Genomic DNA, 18,518 nt, shown 5'->3' with positions numbered 1-18,518 from the left:
GCCCGGGAGGTGGTAACACTTCCGGGGCGGGTGGAGAGGAGCAGCCGGATCAGCCGCAGTAGTTGCTCTCCGCTGCCTCAACGATGATGCGCTCAGCATCCTCCGCAGAGAGCGTCGTGAGTTCCTGCACCTCGAGCTGGCCGGCGATCATCGGGACGGCGAAACCGTCACGGCCTTCCTCGTTGGCCAGGCACTGCTCCCGCGCGGCGGCGATGACCTGGTCCTGGATCGCGGAATCCTCCAGATCAATGTCATTGTCCTTCAGCTGATCGAGGAATGCGTCGTCTTCACTGGTACGGGGCGCGGCCTCTCCACCGGGCTCCTCGACCTCGTTGACCTCTCCGTCACGCGGAGCGTCCCCGTCCGACCCGGTGTCTGGCGCCGGGGCCGAGGTCGAGGTCGGCGAAGATGTCTCCGAGCCCGACGGTGATGAGCTCACGCTGGGGACGCTGCTGCCCTGCGCGTCATCGTCGCTGTCCACGGTGGAGTCGCCACCACAGGCCGCCACGGAACCGACCAGCACCAGAGCGGCCGCCACCGAGCCGACCTTTCTGACAGCAGAGTTTCGGATACTCATCGCGGGTCCTTCTGGATGTTGCCGTTGATCTCGCGGATCTCGCCGTTCTGGAACTTCACGACCTCGCCACCTGCGGGGATGCCCTGCTGGTCCTCGACCGGCCAGCCGAAGCGGCCCTGCTCCCACTTGTCCTCGCCCCAGGCGTCGAAGATCTTTCCGTACTTGATGACGTGGGCACCGGTGGAGGCTGACCAGTAGATGTTCCCGTGCTCGAACTCAGTGAACGAACCGCCGCTGACCTTTTTCTCCTCGGAACGGGGGAAGCCCAGGCCGGAGTCGGCGGGGCCGCCGGCCTCGATGTACTTCTCGCCGATCTTGCCCTCGACCATGCGGACCTTGCCGTCCTTGTCCCGCACGGCGACACCGTTCTGGAACTGCTGGACGGCACCGCCGCCGGCAACCTGCTGCGCAGGAGCCGTCGGGTAACCGAAGCTTCCGGTCTCCCAGCCGTGCTTGCCCCACGCATCAACGATGTCAGACTTCACCTCGACCGCACCCGTCTCCGGCGTCCAGTAGATGATGCCGTTCTCGAAACGCTGCAGGAACCCGCCCTTGAGAGCCTGCTCCTCACTGGTCGGGTAGCCCAACCAGCTGGACGGCCCGTTCATCGCGGAGTAGCGGGCACCGATACGACCCCAGGTCGCCCATGCCTTGTCGGCGTCCTTCTTCCAGTAGACACGTCCGTTACGGAAGTCCTGGACCTTGCCACCGTTGGCTGCGTCGTACTCATTGGTGGTGCAGGTCCCGAGGTTCTGGCTGCGCTGACGCTTCTCGGCCTCGGCGATCTTGCCCACGGCAGCACACTTCACGCCACGGTCTTCCTCGGACAGGCCGAAAGTCTGGGCAATGTAGGGCCACGCCTGCGTCATCTCGTACTGCCAGTACGGCCAGTCGTGCGTGCCGGAGTCCCGGTACTTGGCGATGACATCGACGTCATCAGCCTGCGCCGCACGGACGAATGTCTGGGTCGTCATCCGCGACATCGCCTCGAGTCCGAACGCCGCAGGGTTCGCCGGATAGCCGGGGATCGGGCCCTCCTCGTCGTAGGGTCCCGCATTGCCGTTACCGGCGGACACGTAGACCGTCATGTCCTTCAGGTTGCCGGTGTGCTGCTTCGGGTCATTCTCATTCCACCGCTCGGACCCGTACGGGCCCCACATGCGCTGCGCGTCATAGCCGGCACCGTCGTTCGTGGCGTAGTTGATCGCCTGCGGAACGCCGGTCGACGTGGTGTCCAGGTAGCCGGAGAAAGACCCGACGAACTGGAAGAGTTCCGGGTGCCGCTGCGCCAGGTTCATCGCGGCGGTACCGCCCATGGAAATGCCGGTGACGGCACGCTGTTCAGAGGTTCGCCACCCCTCGCGCAGCACAGCCGGGAGTTCCTGGGTCAGGAAGGTCTCCCACTTGTAGGTCTTGCCGTCCTCCGGCTGCTGGTCCCAGTCCGTGTAGAAGGACGAGTTGCCACCGACCGGCATGACGACGTTGACGTTCTTGTCGGCGTAGAACTGCTGGATGTTCGTGGCCAGCGTCCAGCCTGACTCGTCATCGCGCGCCCGCAGGCCGTCCAATGCCCAGACCGAGGGGAAGTCGCGGTCCGGCTGGCTGTACCAGTCGCGCGCCAGGAGAATCTGCACCAGCACCGGCTCTTCCGGCATGGAGGGGGTGTTGATGTAGACGTTCGCCCACCGGTCGGACATCCACTCGATGCGGTCGACGTCGACGCCCTCGGGCAGTCCGGGAAGGTCCTGCCCTGCCTCGACAGACTGCGGTTTGCGCTCCGGGATCTCGTCAGGCTCGAGATAACTGGTGCCCGATCCCGGGCCCTGCGCAGCGGCCGGGGCCGCGAGGGGAAGGGCGAGCGCCACCGACAGCGGCAGCGCCAGGACGGCGGCACCGACGCGCCGTGACGTCCGTCGGGACGGACGGCTGGCGGGGGACTTCCCGGTGCGGGTATTCGCAGCGATTCTCATGGTGGTGGCGTTCTTCCTTCGTAGGTACGTCTCGACGGCATCGGCAGTGTCGGCGACGGTGGCGCGACATGCCCCACCGTCCCCACCGGGCCCCGGCAACGGGTTCCCCTCCCACTGCCGACGTCCGGTCGGAACCGGTGTCCGCCACGGTCAACCGTGACGGCAACACCGGCAATTATGGCAATCAGGTCGCCGGTTTCCCGGGACAACACGCCAAAACCTTGAAGTTTTACTTGAGACTTAGTTTCTGTCGAAAGTGTAGCACCCCCACCTACACCAGAACGAGTATCCAGATCGCCACATGGTGCAGTCCCCCGGCCACGATCGTCGCAGCGTGGAACACCTCGTGGAAGCCGAACCACTGGGCCGACGGATTCGGCCGTCGGCGTCCGTAGACCACGGCACCCAGGGAGTAGATGACGCCACCCAGCACGATGAGCATGCCGGGCACCACGGGAATCGCCCCGATGAAACCGCCCAGCTTCAGGACCGCCAGCCACCCGAGCGCCAGGTAGACGATGACATCCAGCCAGCGTGGATGTCCGATCCAGAAGATGTTCATCGCCACCGCAGCGATGGCGAGCACCCAGCAGACCGGGAGTATCCACAACCCGTCCGACCAGGAGTCGAAGGCGAATACGGCGATGGGACCGTAGGTGCCCGCGATGAATATCGCGATCATCGAATGGTCGGCACGCCGCCACGCCCGCACGGTGGCTTCACTGCGCCACGGTGCACGGTGGTACAGCGCAGACACCGCGAACAGTCCGATCAGGCAGAGGGTGTACAGCGCGGTCACCCACGACAGGGTCGTGTTGCCGTGGAGGATGAACGCCGTGGCGGTCAGGGCTGTACCCGTCCCACCGAAATACCACGCAGCATTCTCGTGGAGGCGCCCACGCAGATAGGGGCGCGCTCCTCGGTCCACCGGCCGCAACCCGCGGCGCTCCCCTGAACCGTTCGCTTCTGTTTCCATACTTGTTCAGTGTATGCCTACGGCCCGGGAGATGTCAGTCATCTCCCGGGCCGTGACGGTCCGATTCGTCAGCTACCTGCTGATCAGCAGACCACCTGTCCTGCGCGGTAGCACACGTTCAGTGCGTCGAGGATCTTCGGACGAGCCTTCTGCAGCTCCGGGGTCCACAGCGTCCAGTTGTGCACGCCGACGGCCGGGTAGCTGGCGGTCACGTTCGCACCGGAGGCCCGGGCGGCCAGTTCGAAGGTCGCCGTGGAACCGCGCGACGCCCACTCCAGGCCGATACCGGCGATACCGCCGACCGGGTTGGCCATGAAGTCGTCCCGCGGACCGGGGATACCGGCTGCGGCGGAGACGTACACCGGCATGCCCCCCAGCTTCGGGGCGTTCAGCAGCGGGTCATTGGCGAAGCGGGTCGGGTGCACCGGGTGGCCCCACATGTCCCAGATGTTCGCACCCGGGGAACCTTCGTTCATGGCGAACTGCAGGGCCATGTACATGCCCGGTGCGGTGGTGTTCAGGTAGCCCGAGAGCGAGGTGACCTGCTTGAACTGGTTGCGGTGGCGGGACGCGAGGTTGATCGCGGCGGTACCGCCCATCGACAGTCCGACCAGGGCGTTCCTGTTCTGGCTGATGCCGAAGTTCTGTGCCAGCTGCGCCGGCAGCTCGCTGGTCAGGAAGGTCTCCCACCGCGGCTTCTTCGGGGTGGTGGAGCCGTTGAACGGTCCGATCCAGTCCGCGTAGAACTGGGAGGCGCCGCCGACCGGCATGACGACATTGACGTCATCGTTCACGAACTGGTCGACGCCGTGGCCCAGGTAGGTCCAGGCGTTCCAGTCGTCCCGGGCGCGCAGCCCGTCGAGCAGGTAGATCGCTGCGTCGCTGTTGGAGCGCTTGATCTGGACCTGGATGTCCTGGCCCATCGCCGCGGAGTAGAACCAGCAGTTCTGGACGTAGAAGTTGTAGTTCGCCCAGCTGCAACGGGGGCCGAGAATCCCACGGTCGTCGGCGGAGGCGCTCGGAGCCACGACACTGGCCAACCCGAAGGCCGTGCCGATCGCGACGATCAGGGCCATGATCTTGCGGCCCAGCGAGCCGGTCGCGGACCGGTGCTTTCCGGTGGCAGTCGTCATGTTTTCCTTTGCTTGCGTTTTTCAGACGGCGTCGTCGCTGCCGTCGGTGCCTACAGTGTTCGGAACGTTACCAAACAGTGATCTTTTCCGCCAAGAATATCGTCAAGGCGACACCAAGCGTTACGCCAGGGTTCATCCAGCTAGGTGACAGCCGGAATCACGTAGACAGCGACCGCAATCGTCGCGACCCAGATCAGGGCCAGCGCCTGCAGCGTCCGGTCACTCAGCGCGATCTCGTCCGGCGCGCCACCTTCGCCACGGTCGACGTCCGCGGCATAACGCAGGATCGCGACGGTGAACGGAACCATCGAGACCTGGTACCAGACCGAGGCGTGGCCGGGGTGCTGCTGGCTCATGTCGAAACCCCACAGGGCATAGGCCAGGACCACGGCCGTGGCAGACAGCGTCCACACGAACCGCAGGTAGGTCGGCGTGTAACTCTCCAGCGACTTGCGGATCTTCGCACCCGAGCGCAGCGACAGTTTCAGCTCCGCGTACCGCTTACCGGCCGCCATGAAGAGCGAACCGAAGGCCGCGACCAGCAGGAACCACTGTGAGAGGTCGATGCTCGCCGCCACACCACCGGCCATGGCGCGCAGCATGAACCCCGACGACACCAACGCGATGTCGATCACCGGCTGGTGCTTCCATCCGAAGCAGTACCCCAGCTGCAGGACGATGTACACGCCGATGACGATCGCCAGGGATCCGCCGTTGGAGGCCAGGAAACTCAGGCCCACCGCGGCAATGATGAGGATGACCGCCATGGCGTAGGCCAGCCCCACCGGCAGGACACCCGCCGCGATGGGGCGGAACCGCTTCGTGGGGTGCTGACGGTCGGACTCCACGTCCTTGGCGTCGTTGACCAGGTAGATCGACGATGCGCCGAGACAGAACACGACGAAGGCGATGATGATGTCGGTGATCACCCGCCCCTGGAAGAGCAGGTCGCCGCCGGCGGCAGCCGGGGCCGCGACCACCAGGACGTTCTTGACCCACTGCTTGGGGCGGAGCGCCTTGATCATCGCCTCGGGGAGATTCCGGGGCGCGCGGTGGCCTGCCCCTGCAGCAGTCTCCTCTGACTCCTGCCGGGCGTAGGTCTGGTCCTCCCACGCCGCCGGCTCCTCGAGCCCGGAGGTGTGCGGTTCCGAACCGATGAACGCCTGGCGTTCACCCGGACGCTCATTGGTGTCGTGGGTCTCGGTGGGGTCGAATTCCGGATCCGTCCCGGGACGAGTCATCGCTTGATCTCCTTCGCAGTTCGGTGGACGGTCTTCTCCGTCGCCACACCGAGGACAACTCCGGCGAGGACGTCGGTGGGGTAATGCACGCCGAGGACGAGGCGGGAGGCCATCATCACCGGCACGCCGGCGAGCGGCAGGCGCGAGCCGGTGATCCGGCTCAGCGCCGTCAACGCTGCGGCTGTCGACGTCGCGTGGGACGAGGGGAAACTCAGCCGCGACGGAGTGCCGACACCGACACGGATCCGCGGGTCCGACGGGCGTCGGCGACGGACGATCCTCTTCAGGACGACCGAGGCGGCGTGGGCGGTGAATGCGGACACCCCGAGTTCCACCCACGGTGCAGCCGTCCGTCCACGGGCGGCCGAGACCACGGCGCCGGCGCCGGCCAGCGCGAACCAGCCCAGTGCGTGCTCACCGAAGTGACTCAGCCCCCGGGCCGCGCCCAGTACGACCCGGTCGGAGGAGTCCGTGAGGAGTGCGTCCTGCACAGCGACGAGGACGTCCGCCTCCGTCCCGCTCATCAGCTCTCCCCCGGCTCGAAGATCTGGGCCCAGGCGTCCACGCTGGTCAGTTCGGGGTGCGCGACACGGTAGCGCTGCCGCATCTCGTCGAAGCGGGTCGCCACCTCCTTCTGCAGACGGGCGGACTCCCGCGCCAGTTCCCGGGCCTTGTCCCGGTCACGCTTGCGGTAGACCACGCCGGTGCCGTCAGCCGTGGTCACGGTGACGCCGTCGAGTCGGCCGAGCGAGAACCAGCGGGCCTCGATCGGAGGCAGGTTGACCTGCGGAACCTCATGGTGGTGGGGATCGGCCTGGCGGAGGTTGTTCGCCACGACCTTGGCCAGCCGAGTGACCTTGGCCACGGGGGTCAACGGGATGTCGGTCAGTTTCGCCGGGCCACCGTCCGCGTGCGGCAGGACGGAGGACGACGGGATGACCACGGCGTCCGGGTACTGCTTGCGCAGTGCGTTGATGCGCGGCAGGGCGGTCTCCAGGATCTCGAAGAGCTGGTCCGGCCCGGCGAGGAAGTCCTTCATCGCCTCGTTCTGGATCGCCACGGTGGAGTACTCCAGGCACATCAGGTGCTTGGCGGTGGCCTTCGTCATCGAGGCGATGATGCCCGTGGGGCTGCCTTCGTGCTGCAGCGCGGCGACAATGAGCCGGTTACGCAGGTGGAAGTACGCCTGCCAGTCGATCGCGTCGTCCTTGTCGGACCACGCCATGTGCCAGATGGCGACACCGGGCCAGGACGCGGTGGGGAACCCGTGGTCGCGGGCGCGCAGCCCGAACTCGCCGTCGTCCCACTTGATGAACAGCGGCAACGGCTGACCGATGGTGTCCGCGACGACCCGCGGGATCATGCACATCCACCAGCCGTTGTAGTCGGCGTCGATGCGACGGTGCAGGTCCTTCGAGTCCCGGTACTCCCCCGACGGGGTCCGGCCGTACTCGCCGCGGTCGCGCAGCGGGTGGTTGTAGAAGTCGTGGTCGTAGTGGGTGTGCGGTGCAGCCGTCCACATGAAACTGCCGCGGTCGATGATCTCACCCATGGTGTGCAGGTGGCTGCGCTCCTGCAGGTTCAGCATCTGCCCACCGACCAGCATCGGGGAGGACGCGTACCGCGACGCCGCCAGGGCACGCAGCACACTGTCCGGCTCGATGGCGATGTCGTCGTCCATGTAGAGGATGAACGGGCTGTCAGTGCCTCGCTCCGGGTGGCGGGCCTCGTACATGATGCGCGAGTAGCCGCCGGAACCGCCGAGGTTGCCCTGGACCGGCATACGCAGCCGGTCCCCGTAGTGCTGTTCGACGGCCGGAAAGCCCGGCTCGTCCTTCGGGTGCTTCGTCCCCTGGTCCGGCATGATCAACGCGTCCACGACGGAGTCGACCACCGGATCGGACGACAGCGCCTCCAGCGCGGCGACGGCGTCGGACGGACGGTTGAAGGTGGGGATGCCGATGGTCACCCGCGGCTCGGGTGCCGGCAGGAGGTCGCCCTCCTTGAGGGTCTTCTTCTCCCCGGTAGAGGGGTCGGTCACCACGGTATCCGAGACGACGCGCTGCTCGGCGGCATCTTCGGTGGCGAACCATCCGGCGCTGTGGATCGTGGTCTCCGACTCACAGGTGATGTCGAACCAGATCCAGCCACCGTCCTCGAAAGGCGCGAGGGACATCGTGAACTCGGCGACTCCGTGCCCGGTCTCGTCGACCTCGACGAGACCGCCGGTCACGGCGATGCGCGAGCCGTCGATTTTCGAACGGTAGATGTCGATGCGGGCGTCACCGGTCAGGTCGACCCGCAGCTGCACCTCGTCGAGCTGGCTCCAACGGCGCCAGTAAGAGGCCGGGAAACCGTTGAAGTACGTCTCGAAACTGACCTCGGCCCCGGCCGGGATACGTGCGGCAGTGCGGCTCAGGGCCGTGACCCGCCCTTGGGACCCCTCGTCCTCGACGATGTAGAGGGAGCGGACGTCCCTCGGCTCGCCACGCTTCGGCAGGATGATCCGGGCGAGACGCCGGGGATCGTACTGGTGGTCCTGCTGCTCAGGAGACGTGTCGGCATCCCTGGACTGGCTGATCTCGGTGGTTGCGCTCATTTATTTTCTACGCCGGCCTCACACTAGACAGTTGTACGCCGACGATTATTCCCCATCGGAGCGGTGCAGACGTAGTCGGGCACGCTGAATCTTGCTGTGAATCGCCTGCGAGGTGCGGCGGGTCGGGTGCAGAGCGGAATGCGCGACCGGGCCGGGATTCGGGCTCGGCAGTGCGGCGAGGTGGCAGACCTGCCGGTGAGACGGCAGAGGTGACGGTCGATTTCAGCCCTCAGAACGTACCGTACCCCTGCCCGGCTGACAGACGGGTCTGCCGCGCAGGCTCCGACAGACCCGAGCCTGAAAACTACGCGGGAGTATGCCGGGTCGTTTACCATCGGAAAGCATGGCAGCTGACATCCTCTCCCGCGACGACCTCTCCTTCCTCCTCTACGACTGGCTCAATGTCGAGTCGCTGACCGAGCACGACAGGTTCTCCGACCATTCCCGCGAGACATTCGACGCCATGCTGGACGCGTCGCGTGACCTCGCCGCAACATGGTTCCGCCCCCACCTGCGCGCCTCGGACCTGGATGAACCGACATTCGACGCTTCAGGGGTGCACACCCACGAGGCGATCGCCCCGGCACTCAGGGCCTTCGCCGAGTCCGGGCTCGCCGCCGCCTCCTTCGGAGAGGAGCACGGTGGAGTCGACCTGCCCTTCACCGTCTCACGCGCATGCTTCGCCTGGGCCCAGGCGGCCAACATCTCCTCCTCCGCCTACCCGATGCTGACGATGGGGAACGCCGCGCTGCTGATCGCGCACGGCACCCCGGAACAGATCGCCGACTACGCCGTCCCCCAGCTCGCCGGGAAGTTCAGCGGGACGATGTGTCTCTCTGAACCGCACGCCGGATCATCCCTGTCGGACGTGAAGACCCGCGCCCGGAAGATCGACGGGGACCCGGACGATGTCTGGAGGATCAGCGGCACGAAGATGTGGATCTCCGGCGGCGACCACGAGATGACCGACAACATCATTCACCTCGTGCTCACCCGCACCGGCCCGGCGGAGGCCGGCGTGAAGGGTCTCAGTCTCTTCATCGTCCCGAAGTTCCTGAAGTCCGGGGAGCGCAATGACGTCGTCCTGGCTGGCCTGAACCACAAGATGGGCTACCGCGGGACCACCAACACCCTCCTGAACTTCGGCGAAGGCGCCCACACCCCCGGTGGCTCTGCGGGCGCAGTGGGCTATCTCGTCGGCGAGGAGAACCGTGGCCTGCAGTACATGTTCCACATGATGAACGAGGCACGGATCGGTGTCGGTGCCGGTGCCGCGGCATTGGCGATGACCGGGTACCTCGAGTCGCTGGACTACGCCCGGAGCCGCCCCCAGGGACGTCCGGTCGGGGCGAAGGATCCGGCCCAGCCCCAGGTGCCGATCATCGAGCATGCCGATGTACGCCGCATGCTGCTGGCACAGAAGTCCTACGCCGAAGGCTCCATGGCACTGTGTCTCTATGCCGCGCACCTGGTGGACCTCGCGTCCGTCGCCTCGGGCGATGAACGCGACCGTCTGGAACTGCTTCTGGACGTCCTCACCCCCGTCGTGAAGAGCTTCCCCTCCCAGTACGGCCCCGCAGCCAATGACCTGGCGATCCAGGTGCTCGGCGGCGCCGGCTACACCCGCGACTACAACGTGGAGCAGTACTACCGCGACAACCGTCTGAACCCCATCCATGAGGGAACGCACGGCATTCAGGGCCAGGACCTGCTGGGACGCAAAGTCGTGATGAAGAACGGTGCGGGCCTGCAACTGCTCGTCGACACCGTCACGGCGACGGTCACGGCCACCGCCGACACGTTCCCGGACTACTCGTCCGCCCTCGCCGACCGGTTGCAACACCTCGTCAGCGTCACCCAGGCCCTGTGGAAGGACGGTGATGCCGCAGCCGCACTGGCACATGCCACGGACTACCTGGAGGCCACCGGTCACATCGTCGTCGCCTGGATCTGGCTGGACATGGTGCGCGCCGCCGACGCCGCAGGTTCGCCGTTGGCGGCCGGCAAACGGGCTGCCACCGAGTACTTCTTCACCCGCGAACTACCAAAGGTCGACCCCGTCCTCGACCGACTGGGGAACCCCGACTCACTCTTCAACGACCTGGACGAGAGCGTCCTCTGACGGATCTCTGCCGGGCCGGGGTCATGACGTCGCCCGCTCCCGCTGGAGCGCAGCGACGCCTTCGGCGTACGTGGTGACCCGGAAGTCCGGGAACGCCTCGGCGAATTTGTCGGAGACGAAGATATTGTCCACCGCATAGCGCGGCAGGAGCTCCCAGAGCTCTCGGACGTTCTTGCTGAACAGGCGCCCGACAGCGAACGCGACCTTCGGCACCACGGAATAGCCGACTTCACGTCCCCACTCCTGTGAAGCGAGACGGACGAGGTCCTTGTACGTGACGCGTTCCTTGTCGACGGGGAGGTGCCACGTCTGGCCGTAGGCGGAGTCGGTGTTGCCGATCAGGGCCATGGCCCGGCTGGCGTCCGGAGTCCAGATGAGACTGCGCCTGGTGTCGGCGCTCAACGGCACCCGAGCCTTCTTCCCCTCCGCGACGGCGTCAAACACCAGGGAGTTGGTGAAACTCTGGGTCTTGCCGGGACCGTAGAACTCCGGGGCGCGGCAGATGACGGCCTCGACCCTGCCCTGCTCCATGGCCTCCAGGAGCATCGTGGCCATCGCGGCCCTGGTGCGGCCCTTACTGCCGTTCGGGGCGAACGGTGTGTTCTCCGTCTGCGACTCGCTGGTCATCGGGTACATGTAGGTGTTGTCGAAGAAGACGAGCCTGGCGCCGTGCTTCTCGCAGGCGTCGATGGTGTTCTTCATCATGGTGGGGAGCTGCTCGGCCCAGAGTTCACTGTCCGGGGGCAGGCCCACGGTGAGGTACGCGATGTCGCTGCCCGCGACCGCAGCGTCGGTCTCCCCTGCATTCATGAGGTCAGCCGCGATCAGTTCATCGGTGTCGTGCAGCTTCTTCGGGTGACGGCTGACGAGCCGGATGTCGGTGGTGTAGTTGTCGTGCAGCTCGCGGGCGAGCTCGGTTCCGATCTGCCCGTTCGCGCCGAGAATGGTCTGCATGGGTCGTGCCTTTCGTCGACTGTCTGTCTCACTATGATGACACCGTAAACATCAATGTAATCATTGTCAACACTAGTCCGGCCGCGTTCCCCTCACGCACGCAGAATCAGGCGTCACGGACCTCGGACAGGATCGTCTCGACGGAGTCGAGGTTGTCCATCCCCCATCGGAAAGAGGATGTCGCCGGCGAGGGGAAGTCGGTGAACACCCGGTTCTTCCGCACGGCAGGCAGCTGCTTCCAGGCCGGGTTGTCCGCATACCGGGCCAGCTGCTCTTTCTCGAGCACGATGATCATTCCTGCGTTGTCGAGCTTCGACAGTTCCTCGTCCGAGACCCATGCCCAGTCATCGGCAGTGTCGGCCTCTCCCTGGGTCGGGGTGCGGAAGGTCGCCCCCACGTCCATCCAGACCGGTGTCGGCCATCCGCCGGGAGCGTAGGACGCCCAGGTGTTCTCCGTGGTGTTGATCGACACGATGGCCAGCGGCGTGGCGTCCAGGACATCCCGGTACTCCTCGGAGACCGCGTCCGCCCGCTCACGGTAGTCCCGCTGCTGCGCTTCCGCCTCGTCCAGGCGTCCGACGCCGTCGGCGATGCTGAGGGCCCGGTCCGCCCAGTCTCCGCTGAGGTCCACGTGGAACAGCGGAGCGATCGTCTCCAGCCGCTCAAGGGTCTCCGGTTCCGGAAATTCAGCGTCGACGATGATCAGATCTGGATCGAGCTGTGCGACTTTCTCCACGTCGATCTCAGCGTAGGTGCTCAGCTGCTCCACTCCGCCCAACGTCTCCACGTAACGGTCGGGACGGCTGTCCGGCTCCGCGACTCCCTCCATCACCCCGACAGGGGTTATCCCGACATCGACGAGCACGCTCGACGAGAAGAAGTCGGTGGACACCACACGCTGCGGATCGGCGGGGACGGTGACTTCGCCGAGGGCATCGGTGACCGTCCTGGTGTCACCGGTGTGTGAACCGGAACCTTCCTCAGCACCGGAACACCCGGCAAGAACGACCGTGACCGCGAGGAGGAGAGCGCCGGCGGCAGAACGACGGGACGAAGACGGCGAAGAAATTGACCTGGTTGTTTTCACGGGGATGATGCTAACCGGATACGGCACCGGTATCCGGCCCGGTTTCCCCGGTTTTCATCCGGTTCCGGGCGTAGGCCCCCGGGGTTCCTCCCATCACGTCGCGGAAATGCTCGGAGAAGGTCCCGGCGCTCCGGTAGCCCAGACGTCTCGCCGTGGACGCCACCGGGATCCCGGAGTACAAGAGCGGCAGCGACGCCCTCACGCGGGCCCGGATACGCCACTGGATGGGGGACAGCCCGGTTTCCCGGATGAAGGAACGGACGAGTTCTCGTTGGGGCACGCCGATCAGTTCCGCCCAGTCGGCGGTGGAGTCCTTCGCGTCCAACCGGGACAGGATACGGAAGGCCACGGTGCGCAACCTGGGAGACTCCGGCATCGGAACCTCAACCACGGTGTCCGTCACCGGGCAGAGCAGATCCAGCACCAGGTGCTGCAGGCGCAGTCGACTGACGTCAGGCATCTCGCGTCCGGCGTTGAGGACCAGCAGCTCGCGTACGGCGGGCAGTAGCTCGACGACGGCGGCTTCGTCGGGGGACAGCCGCACGGCCCCCTCGGTGACGGCCTCGGTCACCGCTCCGGGGGTGAAGAACGTGGCCTGCACGACGCTGTCTGCAGCGGCGTCAATGGTGTGCGGCATACCCTGCGGGACCCAGATCGCACGCCCCGGAGGGCAGTCCCATACACCCGAGGGGGTGTGCACGGTAACCGCCCCGGTTGTTACCCAGATCAGTTCGTCTCGACGGTGAACCTCGTCTCTCCACGTTCGCAGACGCGACGTCGGAAATTCAACGGTGGTGAGGAGATAGCGGGTCACCGTGTCGCCCGGAAGTACTGCGGCCCCCGGCCCGTGACACGCTTCATCGCCGTACTGAAGGCGCTGGCGGAGGTGTAACCGACCTTCCGAGACACGGTACCCACCGGCACCCCGTCCGCCAACAGCCGAACCGCCGCCGACATCCTCGCGACTGTCCGCCACTCGCTGAAGGTCAGCCCCGTGTCCGCCCGGAATGCACGGGCGATCGTGCGTCCGCTGGTGTTCAGGATCCACGCCCAGTCGTCCAGGGAACGCGCATCGTCCGGTCGCTCCAGGATATGACGGGTGATCGGCTGGATCAGGCGACCGTCCGGTAGCGGGAGCTCCAGGCCCGGCAGGGACGGTTCCGACATGAACTCCAGGCACAGCCGCTGCGCCCGGAACCGTTGGTCACGACTCAACCCCTTATATGCCAGGAGCACCAGCATCTCCCGGGTCGCGGAGTTCACGGCCACGTCCCGGACCCGGTCGTCCTGGCCCTCCCATGCCGACGGTCTGATGTACACGGCCGTCAACGTGGTCGACGGGCTCGTGTCTGCGCGATGGACCGTCCCGGCCGGAACGAAGATCCCGTGCCCGAGCGGCAGGTGGTGGCGGTAGCCGTCCACGTCGATGTGGGCACTGCCCCGCATCGGCCAGAACACCACGTGATGCCGGTCGTGCAGGTGGTCTACGGAAGAACAGATCTCCGGCTCGAGAGGACTGGGGTAACAGAGTTCGCGCATGGTCAACAGGTAATCCCCGGGTATCAGGGCGTCGGTGACCAGCTCCTCGGGAGCCTCGTGCAGGACGGTCACAGCCCGTTCTTCTCGTAGAGCCCGTCGACGATGTCGGCGACCTCGTCCGGGTCCCTGTCGCTGTCGTACAGGGTGCGGACCTTGTCGGCGAACTCCTCACCCAATGCGTCGTAGGCGGCGATCCACCCCTCCTTGTCATGAACCCAGTACCCCATCGTCGTCGCCGCAGTCCGTGCCAGACCCTTCTCCTCCCTGAGCTGACGGCGCAGGGTCCGTGACACCCGTGACTCCGTACCCACCCACACCGCTGCCCCCTGCGGGATGTCCATCCCGGACAGGACGTCCGGTAGTCGAGAGGGTGACACACCGTTTCCTGCACCGGGCAACCAGATGCATTCGATGTCGTCCCGGGCAGGCTGAATCTCATAGCCGCTGTCCCGAACTTCACACACGAGGGTGGACGCCAGCCCCTCCGGCGCCTCCTCGCAGATCCGTAAGGCCGCCGGAAGCCCTGGTTCATCGCAGAAGAGGAACTGGTGGCCCGCGTCCTCCGCCCGCCGGTACACGGCGACCGGCTCCGTCAGACCGGCCTGCCCACCGACGTCCACCGACGTCGCCCAGGTCGTGGCTACACCCGTGCCGTGGACGACGAAGTCGACGTCCACCTCGCCGGGACGCCAGTCGCGGATGGTGTAGGTGCGCATCTCCGACGGCTCGACGCCGTCCTCGTAGACCCAGCCGCGCCCTTCCAGCCGCGGTAGACGCACGGCCTCTCCCGGCGCATCGGGGAAGAAGACCCGCACCCATTCGTCACCGACACCGGTGGTCGGATAGTCGACCATGTCCGGTCCGCCAAGGGTGACCCGGACCATCGCTTTACCCACCCGTGTCACCGCAGTCACGTCCGCGCGGTGGATCCGAGGCTGCGAATCTACCTGACCTGCACTCATATCAGTCTCCTGCTGTCAGAGCGAGGCCCATGCGACCCCTGCTCCCATTACATTTGCTAAGGCAACCCTACGTGTTCATTTCTTCGCGGAACAGACAGGAGACCTCGCGGAGGTGCCACCGGTACAGCAACCGGACCGTGCGGCGCTGTCGTACACCAGACAGAACCTGTCCGTTTCGCACATCCTCCTGCGGTTAGCGTCAACGCCATGACATCCAGAAGACGTTTCACCGGGCGCGTGCTCGCCGGCCTGTGCGCCGTATCCCTGACATCCCTCACCGTCCTCACCGCATGCGCAACGGACGACGACAGTGGAGCCAGTGACACTGATGCCGCAGACACCATCACCTTCGACTACGCGGGCCAACAGGTGGAGATCCCCGCCGACCCCCAGCGGGTGGTGTGTATCGAGACCCGCCTCTGCCCCGAGTTCGCGGAGATCACCGGGCTCAACCTCGTCGCGACACCTGAGATCACAGCAGAGTCCGCCGAGAACAACGTGGTGAACGATGACCTCCCCGACTCGGTGACCAGGTACCCCTTCGACACAACCGCCCCCGATGCCGAGGCGGTGGCGGACATGGACCCTGATCTGATCATCACGACCGCGGCCTGGTTCGACACCTACGACAGCGGGCAACAGGAACGCCTGGAAGGCATCGCCCCGGTGTTGGGGCTCGACGGTGACCTGACCTCCATGTCAGAGGCCGACGGAGCCGAGAATTCCGACGCATGGTTGGAACCCCTGCTGGACCAGGCCGAACAACTGGGCAAGCGGGAGGACGCGGAACGGAGCATCGCCGACTACCACCACGTAATTGAGGAGGGGCGCGGCACACTGTCCGACTACAAAGGGAAAACCGTCGCCGTAGTGGCACTGCAGGACGACCAGTTCGTTCTCGAGGACGAGAACCTTGCCCCTGAGGTTCTCACGGACCTGGGCTTCTCACTGCTCACCGACAGCGGCTCCCGCGAGCCCGACGGGTCGCTGCGGCTGTACAGCAAGGAGAACCTCAACATCCTCACAGAGGCGGATGTCATCCTGGTCCAGAATCCTGACTCCCCCGTCGCCGACGACGCACTCTGGAAGCGGTTGCCGGCCGTAGCGGACGGGAAGACCCCTCAACTCCTCTACAACCACCGTGCCGGCTATTCGAAGGTCGGAGCGGATTTCGCCGAGTACGTCGTCGAACAGCTCTCCGCCTGACCTGCGCGGTTCAGTGCACCGACGGTCAATCCACCGCTGTGGAGAGATCGTCCGCGATATCCTCGACGGCCCAGGCGAGACTCAGCGGAGTGGAGGTCGCCAGCGCCAGCCCGACGTCGGGGTCGTCGATGACCGCCGCATTCTCTGCGGCGACCGGGTCCCACGCGGCAAAGGCACGGTCCTCTGCCACGGCGGCGTCCCACTCCGCGCGATCGACGGTCGTCACGTAGATATCCGTGTCCGTGGTGATCAGTCGTTCGACAGCGACATTGAAGCTCGACACCCCGTCGGCCTCCCGGGCGAGCTCCTCCAGGTCGGACGAGGGGACCAGCCCCAACTGCTCCAGGGTCCTGACACGCGGGTCCGCCTCGGAGAAGATCACCGTCTGCCCGTCCGTGGGGAGGAATCCGTAGAGGAACGAGACACCCGACAGCTCGGGATGGTCGGCCCCCACCTCACTGACCCTCTCGTCGAGTTCCCGGGTGATCTTCTCTGCCTCAGACGACCGGCCCAGAGCGTCACCGACCATCGTCAGGTGGTCCTCGGCGGACGTGCCCCAGGGCTCGTCCGGGAACGCGACCGTCGGTGCGATGTCGGAGAGACGGTCGTACTCGTCGGCACTTATGCCTGAGCTGATGGCGAGAATGAGGTCGGGCTCCTGCGTCGCGACGAACTCGACGTCGACCTCGCCCCGTTCCAGGGACGGGTCGGTGGCCGGCAGTGGAGCCCCGAGGTCCTCGACCGCCTCCCGGAACCAGGGGTGGTAGTCCGCGCTGTCACCCTCTCCCCCGGCCACTCCCTGCACCACCGGGACGGTACCGAGCTGGACCGCGAGGTCCGCTCCCGCCCAGCCGACGACGACCACGCGCTCCGCCTGCTCCTCGATCGTCGTTTCACCGTACGCGTGGTCCAGCGTGACAGGGAACGCCCCGTCATCCGGTTCGGCGAAGACACGTGTGTCTCCGCCGCTTGCGGTGGCCGAACCATCCGGTCTCGGTTCATCCGTGGCCGAGCAACCGGCAAGCAGGGTCGGCACCACCGCCAGTGCCAGGGATACGGTGACAACGGTACGACGGGTCCTGGTCACAGGGAATGTCACAGGGGACATGATTGCTCCGATCGGGAAGGGTGGTGGGGATCAGTCCTGCAGCGGCGCGAGGACCTTGTCCTCGATGACGTCGAGATACGCCGTCGCAGACTCGTAGTCGGTGACAAGTCCGTCAATACTGACGACGTGGTCGTCCTGCGCCGCCTTCAGCTGCCGGAACAGCGGACTGTCGATGATCTCCTGCATGACCGGGTCCACTGTCCCGTCCGCGAGGACAGGGACGAGGACAACGTCGGCCTCACCGAGCAACTCTCCGATCTTCTCGGTGGAGTACTCCTCCCACCCTTTAGGGAACTCACCGGTCGGGACCGACGGTGCCGTGCGCATACCGACTTCCTCGTACACCGCGCCCAGGATCCCGGAGGGGTAGTTGATGTAGAAGTTCGCGGAATCCGCCATCGGCCCGATCGAGGCGAAGGAGTACGTGTCGAGCACGTCACGGTACTCATCCTGTAGTTCCCCCAGCCGTTTCTCATAGGCCGCCGTGGTCTCCTTGAGAGCATCCTCGGCGCCGACCGCGGCGGCGATCTCACCGACGATGGTCTTCCAGTCTCCCCGGCTCTCCCCTTCAACGACGACCGTCGGGGCGATCTCGGAGAGCTTCGTGTAGATGTCCTCGTCGATCTCGAGGACGTCACCGACGATCACGTCCGGTTCAGCAGCGGCCACCGCCTCGATATCCAGGTCGAAGAACTTCCCGACCGGATCCGCCTGTTCCACGAACTCCATCTGCTCATCGGTGAAACCCTGTGAGTAGTCGCCGTAGTCCTGAGCACCCACCGGTGTGACGTCAAGGGACTTGAGCTGCCACGGGGTGTCGTAGGAGACGGCGACGACGCGCTCCGGTGCCTCCGGAACCTCGACCTCGCCGTAGGCGCTGTCGACTGTCCGATGTCCGTCGTCGTCCTGCCCTGCGTCGGACGTCCCGCATGCCGCGGCCGTCAGGACGGCGGCTCCGGTCAACAGGGCTAAACCTGCACGACGGGCTCTGGTACGGACTGACTGCATCGCTGTTCCTCTCATCCACGGATCCACCGGATACCC

General features: G+C 65.9%; 16 protein-coding genes. 2 read left to right on the top strand and 14 right to left on the bottom strand.

What is annotated here, in order from left to right; genetic code table 11:
• Positions 1-49 precede the first annotated feature (49 nt).
• The 7 genes from FS507_RS08175 to FS507_RS08145 all read right to left on the bottom strand — a co-directional run bounded on the left by FS507_RS08175 (position 50) and on the right by FS507_RS08145 (position 8,496).
• Positions 50-577 (bottom strand): DUF732 domain-containing protein, encoded by a 528-nt coding sequence (locus tag FS507_RS08175; RefSeq protein WP_145942298.1) that lies wholly within the window; start codon positions 575-577, stop codon positions 50-52.
• Positions 574-2,547 carry an alpha/beta hydrolase-fold protein gene (locus FS507_RS08170; RefSeq protein ID WP_145942407.1) on the bottom strand — a complete coding sequence of 658 codons (1,974 nt, stop codon included), beginning with the start codon at positions 2,545-2,547 and terminating at the stop codon, positions 574-576. The genes FS507_RS08175 and FS507_RS08170 overlap by 4 nt, the downstream gene beginning before the upstream one ends.
• A 271-nt stretch (positions 2,548-2,818) precedes the next feature.
• Positions 2,819-3,523: a PAQR family membrane homeostasis protein TrhA gene (gene trhA / locus FS507_RS08165; RefSeq protein WP_145942297.1), complete on the bottom strand. Its 705-nt coding sequence runs from the start codon at positions 3,521-3,523 to the stop codon at positions 2,819-2,821.
• An 83-nt stretch (positions 3,524-3,606) separates the two neighbouring features.
• Positions 3,607-4,656 carry an alpha/beta hydrolase gene (locus tag FS507_RS08160; RefSeq protein WP_145942296.1) on the bottom strand — a complete coding sequence of 350 codons (1,050 nt, stop codon included), beginning with the start codon at positions 4,654-4,656 and terminating at the stop codon, positions 3,607-3,609.
• A gap of 140 nt (positions 4,657-4,796) precedes the next feature.
• Entirely contained in the window at positions 4,797-5,897 is a 1,101-nt protein-coding gene (locus tag FS507_RS08155; protein WP_145942295.1) for a decaprenyl-phosphate phosphoribosyltransferase, read from the bottom strand.
• The gene (locus tag FS507_RS08150; protein ID WP_145942294.1) at positions 5,894-6,421 is read right to left on the bottom strand and encodes a phosphatase PAP2 family protein; all 528 of its coding nucleotides are present in this window, start codon (positions 6,419-6,421) and stop codon (positions 5,894-5,896) included. Before FS507_RS08150 ends, FS507_RS08155 begins: the two co-directional genes overlap by 4 nt.
• Positions 6,421-8,496 carry a glycosyltransferase gene (locus tag FS507_RS08145; RefSeq protein ID WP_145942293.1) on the bottom strand — a complete coding sequence of 692 codons (2,076 nt, stop codon included), beginning with the start codon at positions 8,494-8,496 and terminating at the stop codon, positions 6,421-6,423. The genes FS507_RS08150 and FS507_RS08145 overlap by 1 nt, the downstream gene beginning before the upstream one ends.
• A 343-nt stretch (positions 8,497-8,839) precedes the next feature.
• Between FS507_RS08145 and FS507_RS08140 the strand changes: the two genes are divergently transcribed.
• Positions 8,840-10,618, top strand: coding sequence for an acyl-CoA dehydrogenase (locus tag FS507_RS08140; RefSeq protein WP_145942292.1), 1,779 nt, complete (start codon positions 8,840-8,842; stop codon positions 10,616-10,618).
• A 21-nt stretch (positions 10,619-10,639) separates the two neighbouring features.
• On the opposite strand, the gene FS507_RS08135 is transcribed toward FS507_RS08140, so the two are convergent.
• From FS507_RS08135 to FS507_RS08115, 5 genes are all read right to left on the bottom strand, one after another.
• Entirely contained in the window at positions 10,640-11,572 is a 933-nt protein-coding gene (locus FS507_RS08135; protein ID WP_145942291.1) for an NAD-dependent epimerase/dehydratase family protein, read from the bottom strand.
• Between the two features lie 106 nt (positions 11,573-11,678).
• Complete coding sequence (locus tag FS507_RS08130; protein ID WP_260853235.1) at positions 11,679-12,659, bottom strand: ABC transporter substrate-binding protein; 981 nt, start codon at positions 12,657-12,659, stop codon at positions 11,679-11,681.
• Positions 12,660-12,669: 10 nt separating this feature from the next.
• Positions 12,670-13,473: an AraC family transcriptional regulator gene (locus FS507_RS08125; RefSeq protein ID WP_145942290.1), complete on the bottom strand. Its 804-nt coding sequence runs from the start codon at positions 13,471-13,473 to the stop codon at positions 12,670-12,672.
• The gene (locus FS507_RS08120; protein WP_260853234.1) at positions 13,470-14,270 is read right to left on the bottom strand and encodes a helix-turn-helix domain-containing protein; all 801 of its coding nucleotides are present in this window, start codon (positions 14,268-14,270) and stop codon (positions 13,470-13,472) included. Before FS507_RS08120 ends, FS507_RS08125 begins: the two co-directional genes overlap by 4 nt.
• Positions 14,267-15,160, bottom strand: coding sequence for a siderophore-interacting protein (locus tag FS507_RS08115; RefSeq protein WP_145942289.1), 894 nt, complete (start codon positions 15,158-15,160; stop codon positions 14,267-14,269). The genes FS507_RS08120 and FS507_RS08115 overlap by 4 nt, the downstream gene beginning before the upstream one ends.
• 207 nt (positions 15,161-15,367) lie before the next feature.
• On the opposite strand from FS507_RS08115, the gene FS507_RS08110 reads away from it, so the two are divergent.
• A complete protein-coding gene (locus FS507_RS08110; RefSeq protein ID WP_145942288.1) occupies positions 15,368-16,366 on the top strand; it encodes an ABC transporter substrate-binding protein in 999 nt (332 codons plus the stop codon).
• A gap of 25 nt (positions 16,367-16,391) precedes the next feature.
• On the opposite strand, the gene FS507_RS08105 is transcribed toward FS507_RS08110, so the two are convergent.
• On the bottom strand, positions 16,392-17,465 hold the full coding sequence (locus FS507_RS08105; RefSeq protein ID WP_260853233.1) for an ABC transporter substrate-binding protein: 1,074 nt from the start codon (positions 17,463-17,465) through the stop codon (positions 16,392-16,394).
• A 39-nt stretch (positions 17,466-17,504) separates the two neighbouring features.
• Positions 17,505-18,482, bottom strand: a complete 978-nt coding sequence (locus FS507_RS08100; RefSeq protein WP_260853232.1) for an ABC transporter substrate-binding protein — start codon at positions 18,480-18,482, stop codon at positions 17,505-17,507.
• Positions 18,483-18,518 lie beyond the last annotated feature (36 nt).

Origin of the sequence: Corynebacterium glyciniphilum AJ 3170 (genome assembly GCF_007673095.1) — a bacterium.
Taxonomy (GTDB): domain Bacteria; phylum Actinomycetota; class Actinomycetes; order Mycobacteriales; family Mycobacteriaceae; genus Corynebacterium.
This window is presented reverse-complemented; position numbering and strand designations above follow the sequence as displayed.

Coding starts and splice junctions, on each gene's coding strand:
- FS507_RS08175 (WP_145942298.1), bottom strand. CDS start 577: ATGAGTATCCGAAACTCTGCTGTCAGAAAGGTCGGCTCGGTGGCGGCC.
- FS507_RS08170 (WP_145942407.1), bottom strand. CDS start 2,547: ATGAGAATCGCTGCGAATACCCGCACCGGGAAGTCCCCCGCCAGCCGT.
- trhA (WP_145942297.1), bottom strand. CDS start 3,523: ATGGAAACAGAAGCGAACGGTTCAGGGGAGCGCCGCGGGTTGCGGCCG.
- FS507_RS08160 (WP_145942296.1), bottom strand. CDS start 4,656: ATGACGACTGCCACCGGAAAGCACCGGTCCGCGACCGGCTCGCTGGGC.
- FS507_RS08155 (WP_145942295.1), bottom strand. CDS start 5,897: ATGACTCGTCCCGGGACGGATCCGGAATTCGACCCCACCGAGACCCAC.
- FS507_RS08150 (WP_145942294.1), bottom strand. CDS start 6,421: ATGAGCGGGACGGAGGCGGACGTCCTCGTCGCTGTGCAGGACGCACTC.
- FS507_RS08145 (WP_145942293.1), bottom strand. CDS start 8,496: ATGAGCGCAACCACCGAGATCAGCCAGTCCAGGGATGCCGACACGTCT.
- FS507_RS08140 (WP_145942292.1), top strand. CDS start 8,840: ATGGCAGCTGACATCCTCTCCCGCGACGACCTCTCCTTCCTCCTCTAC.
- FS507_RS08135 (WP_145942291.1), bottom strand. CDS start 11,572: ATGCAGACCATTCTCGGCGCGAACGGGCAGATCGGAACCGAGCTCGCC.
- FS507_RS08115 (WP_145942289.1), bottom strand. CDS start 15,160: ATGAGTGCAGGTCAGGTAGATTCGCAGCCTCGGATCCACCGCGCGGAC.
- FS507_RS08110 (WP_145942288.1), top strand. CDS start 15,368: ATGACATCCAGAAGACGTTTCACCGGGCGCGTGCTCGCCGGCCTGTGC.
- FS507_RS08100 (WP_260853232.1), bottom strand. CDS start 18,482: ATGCAGTCAGTCCGTACCAGAGCCCGTCGTGCAGGTTTAGCCCTGTTG.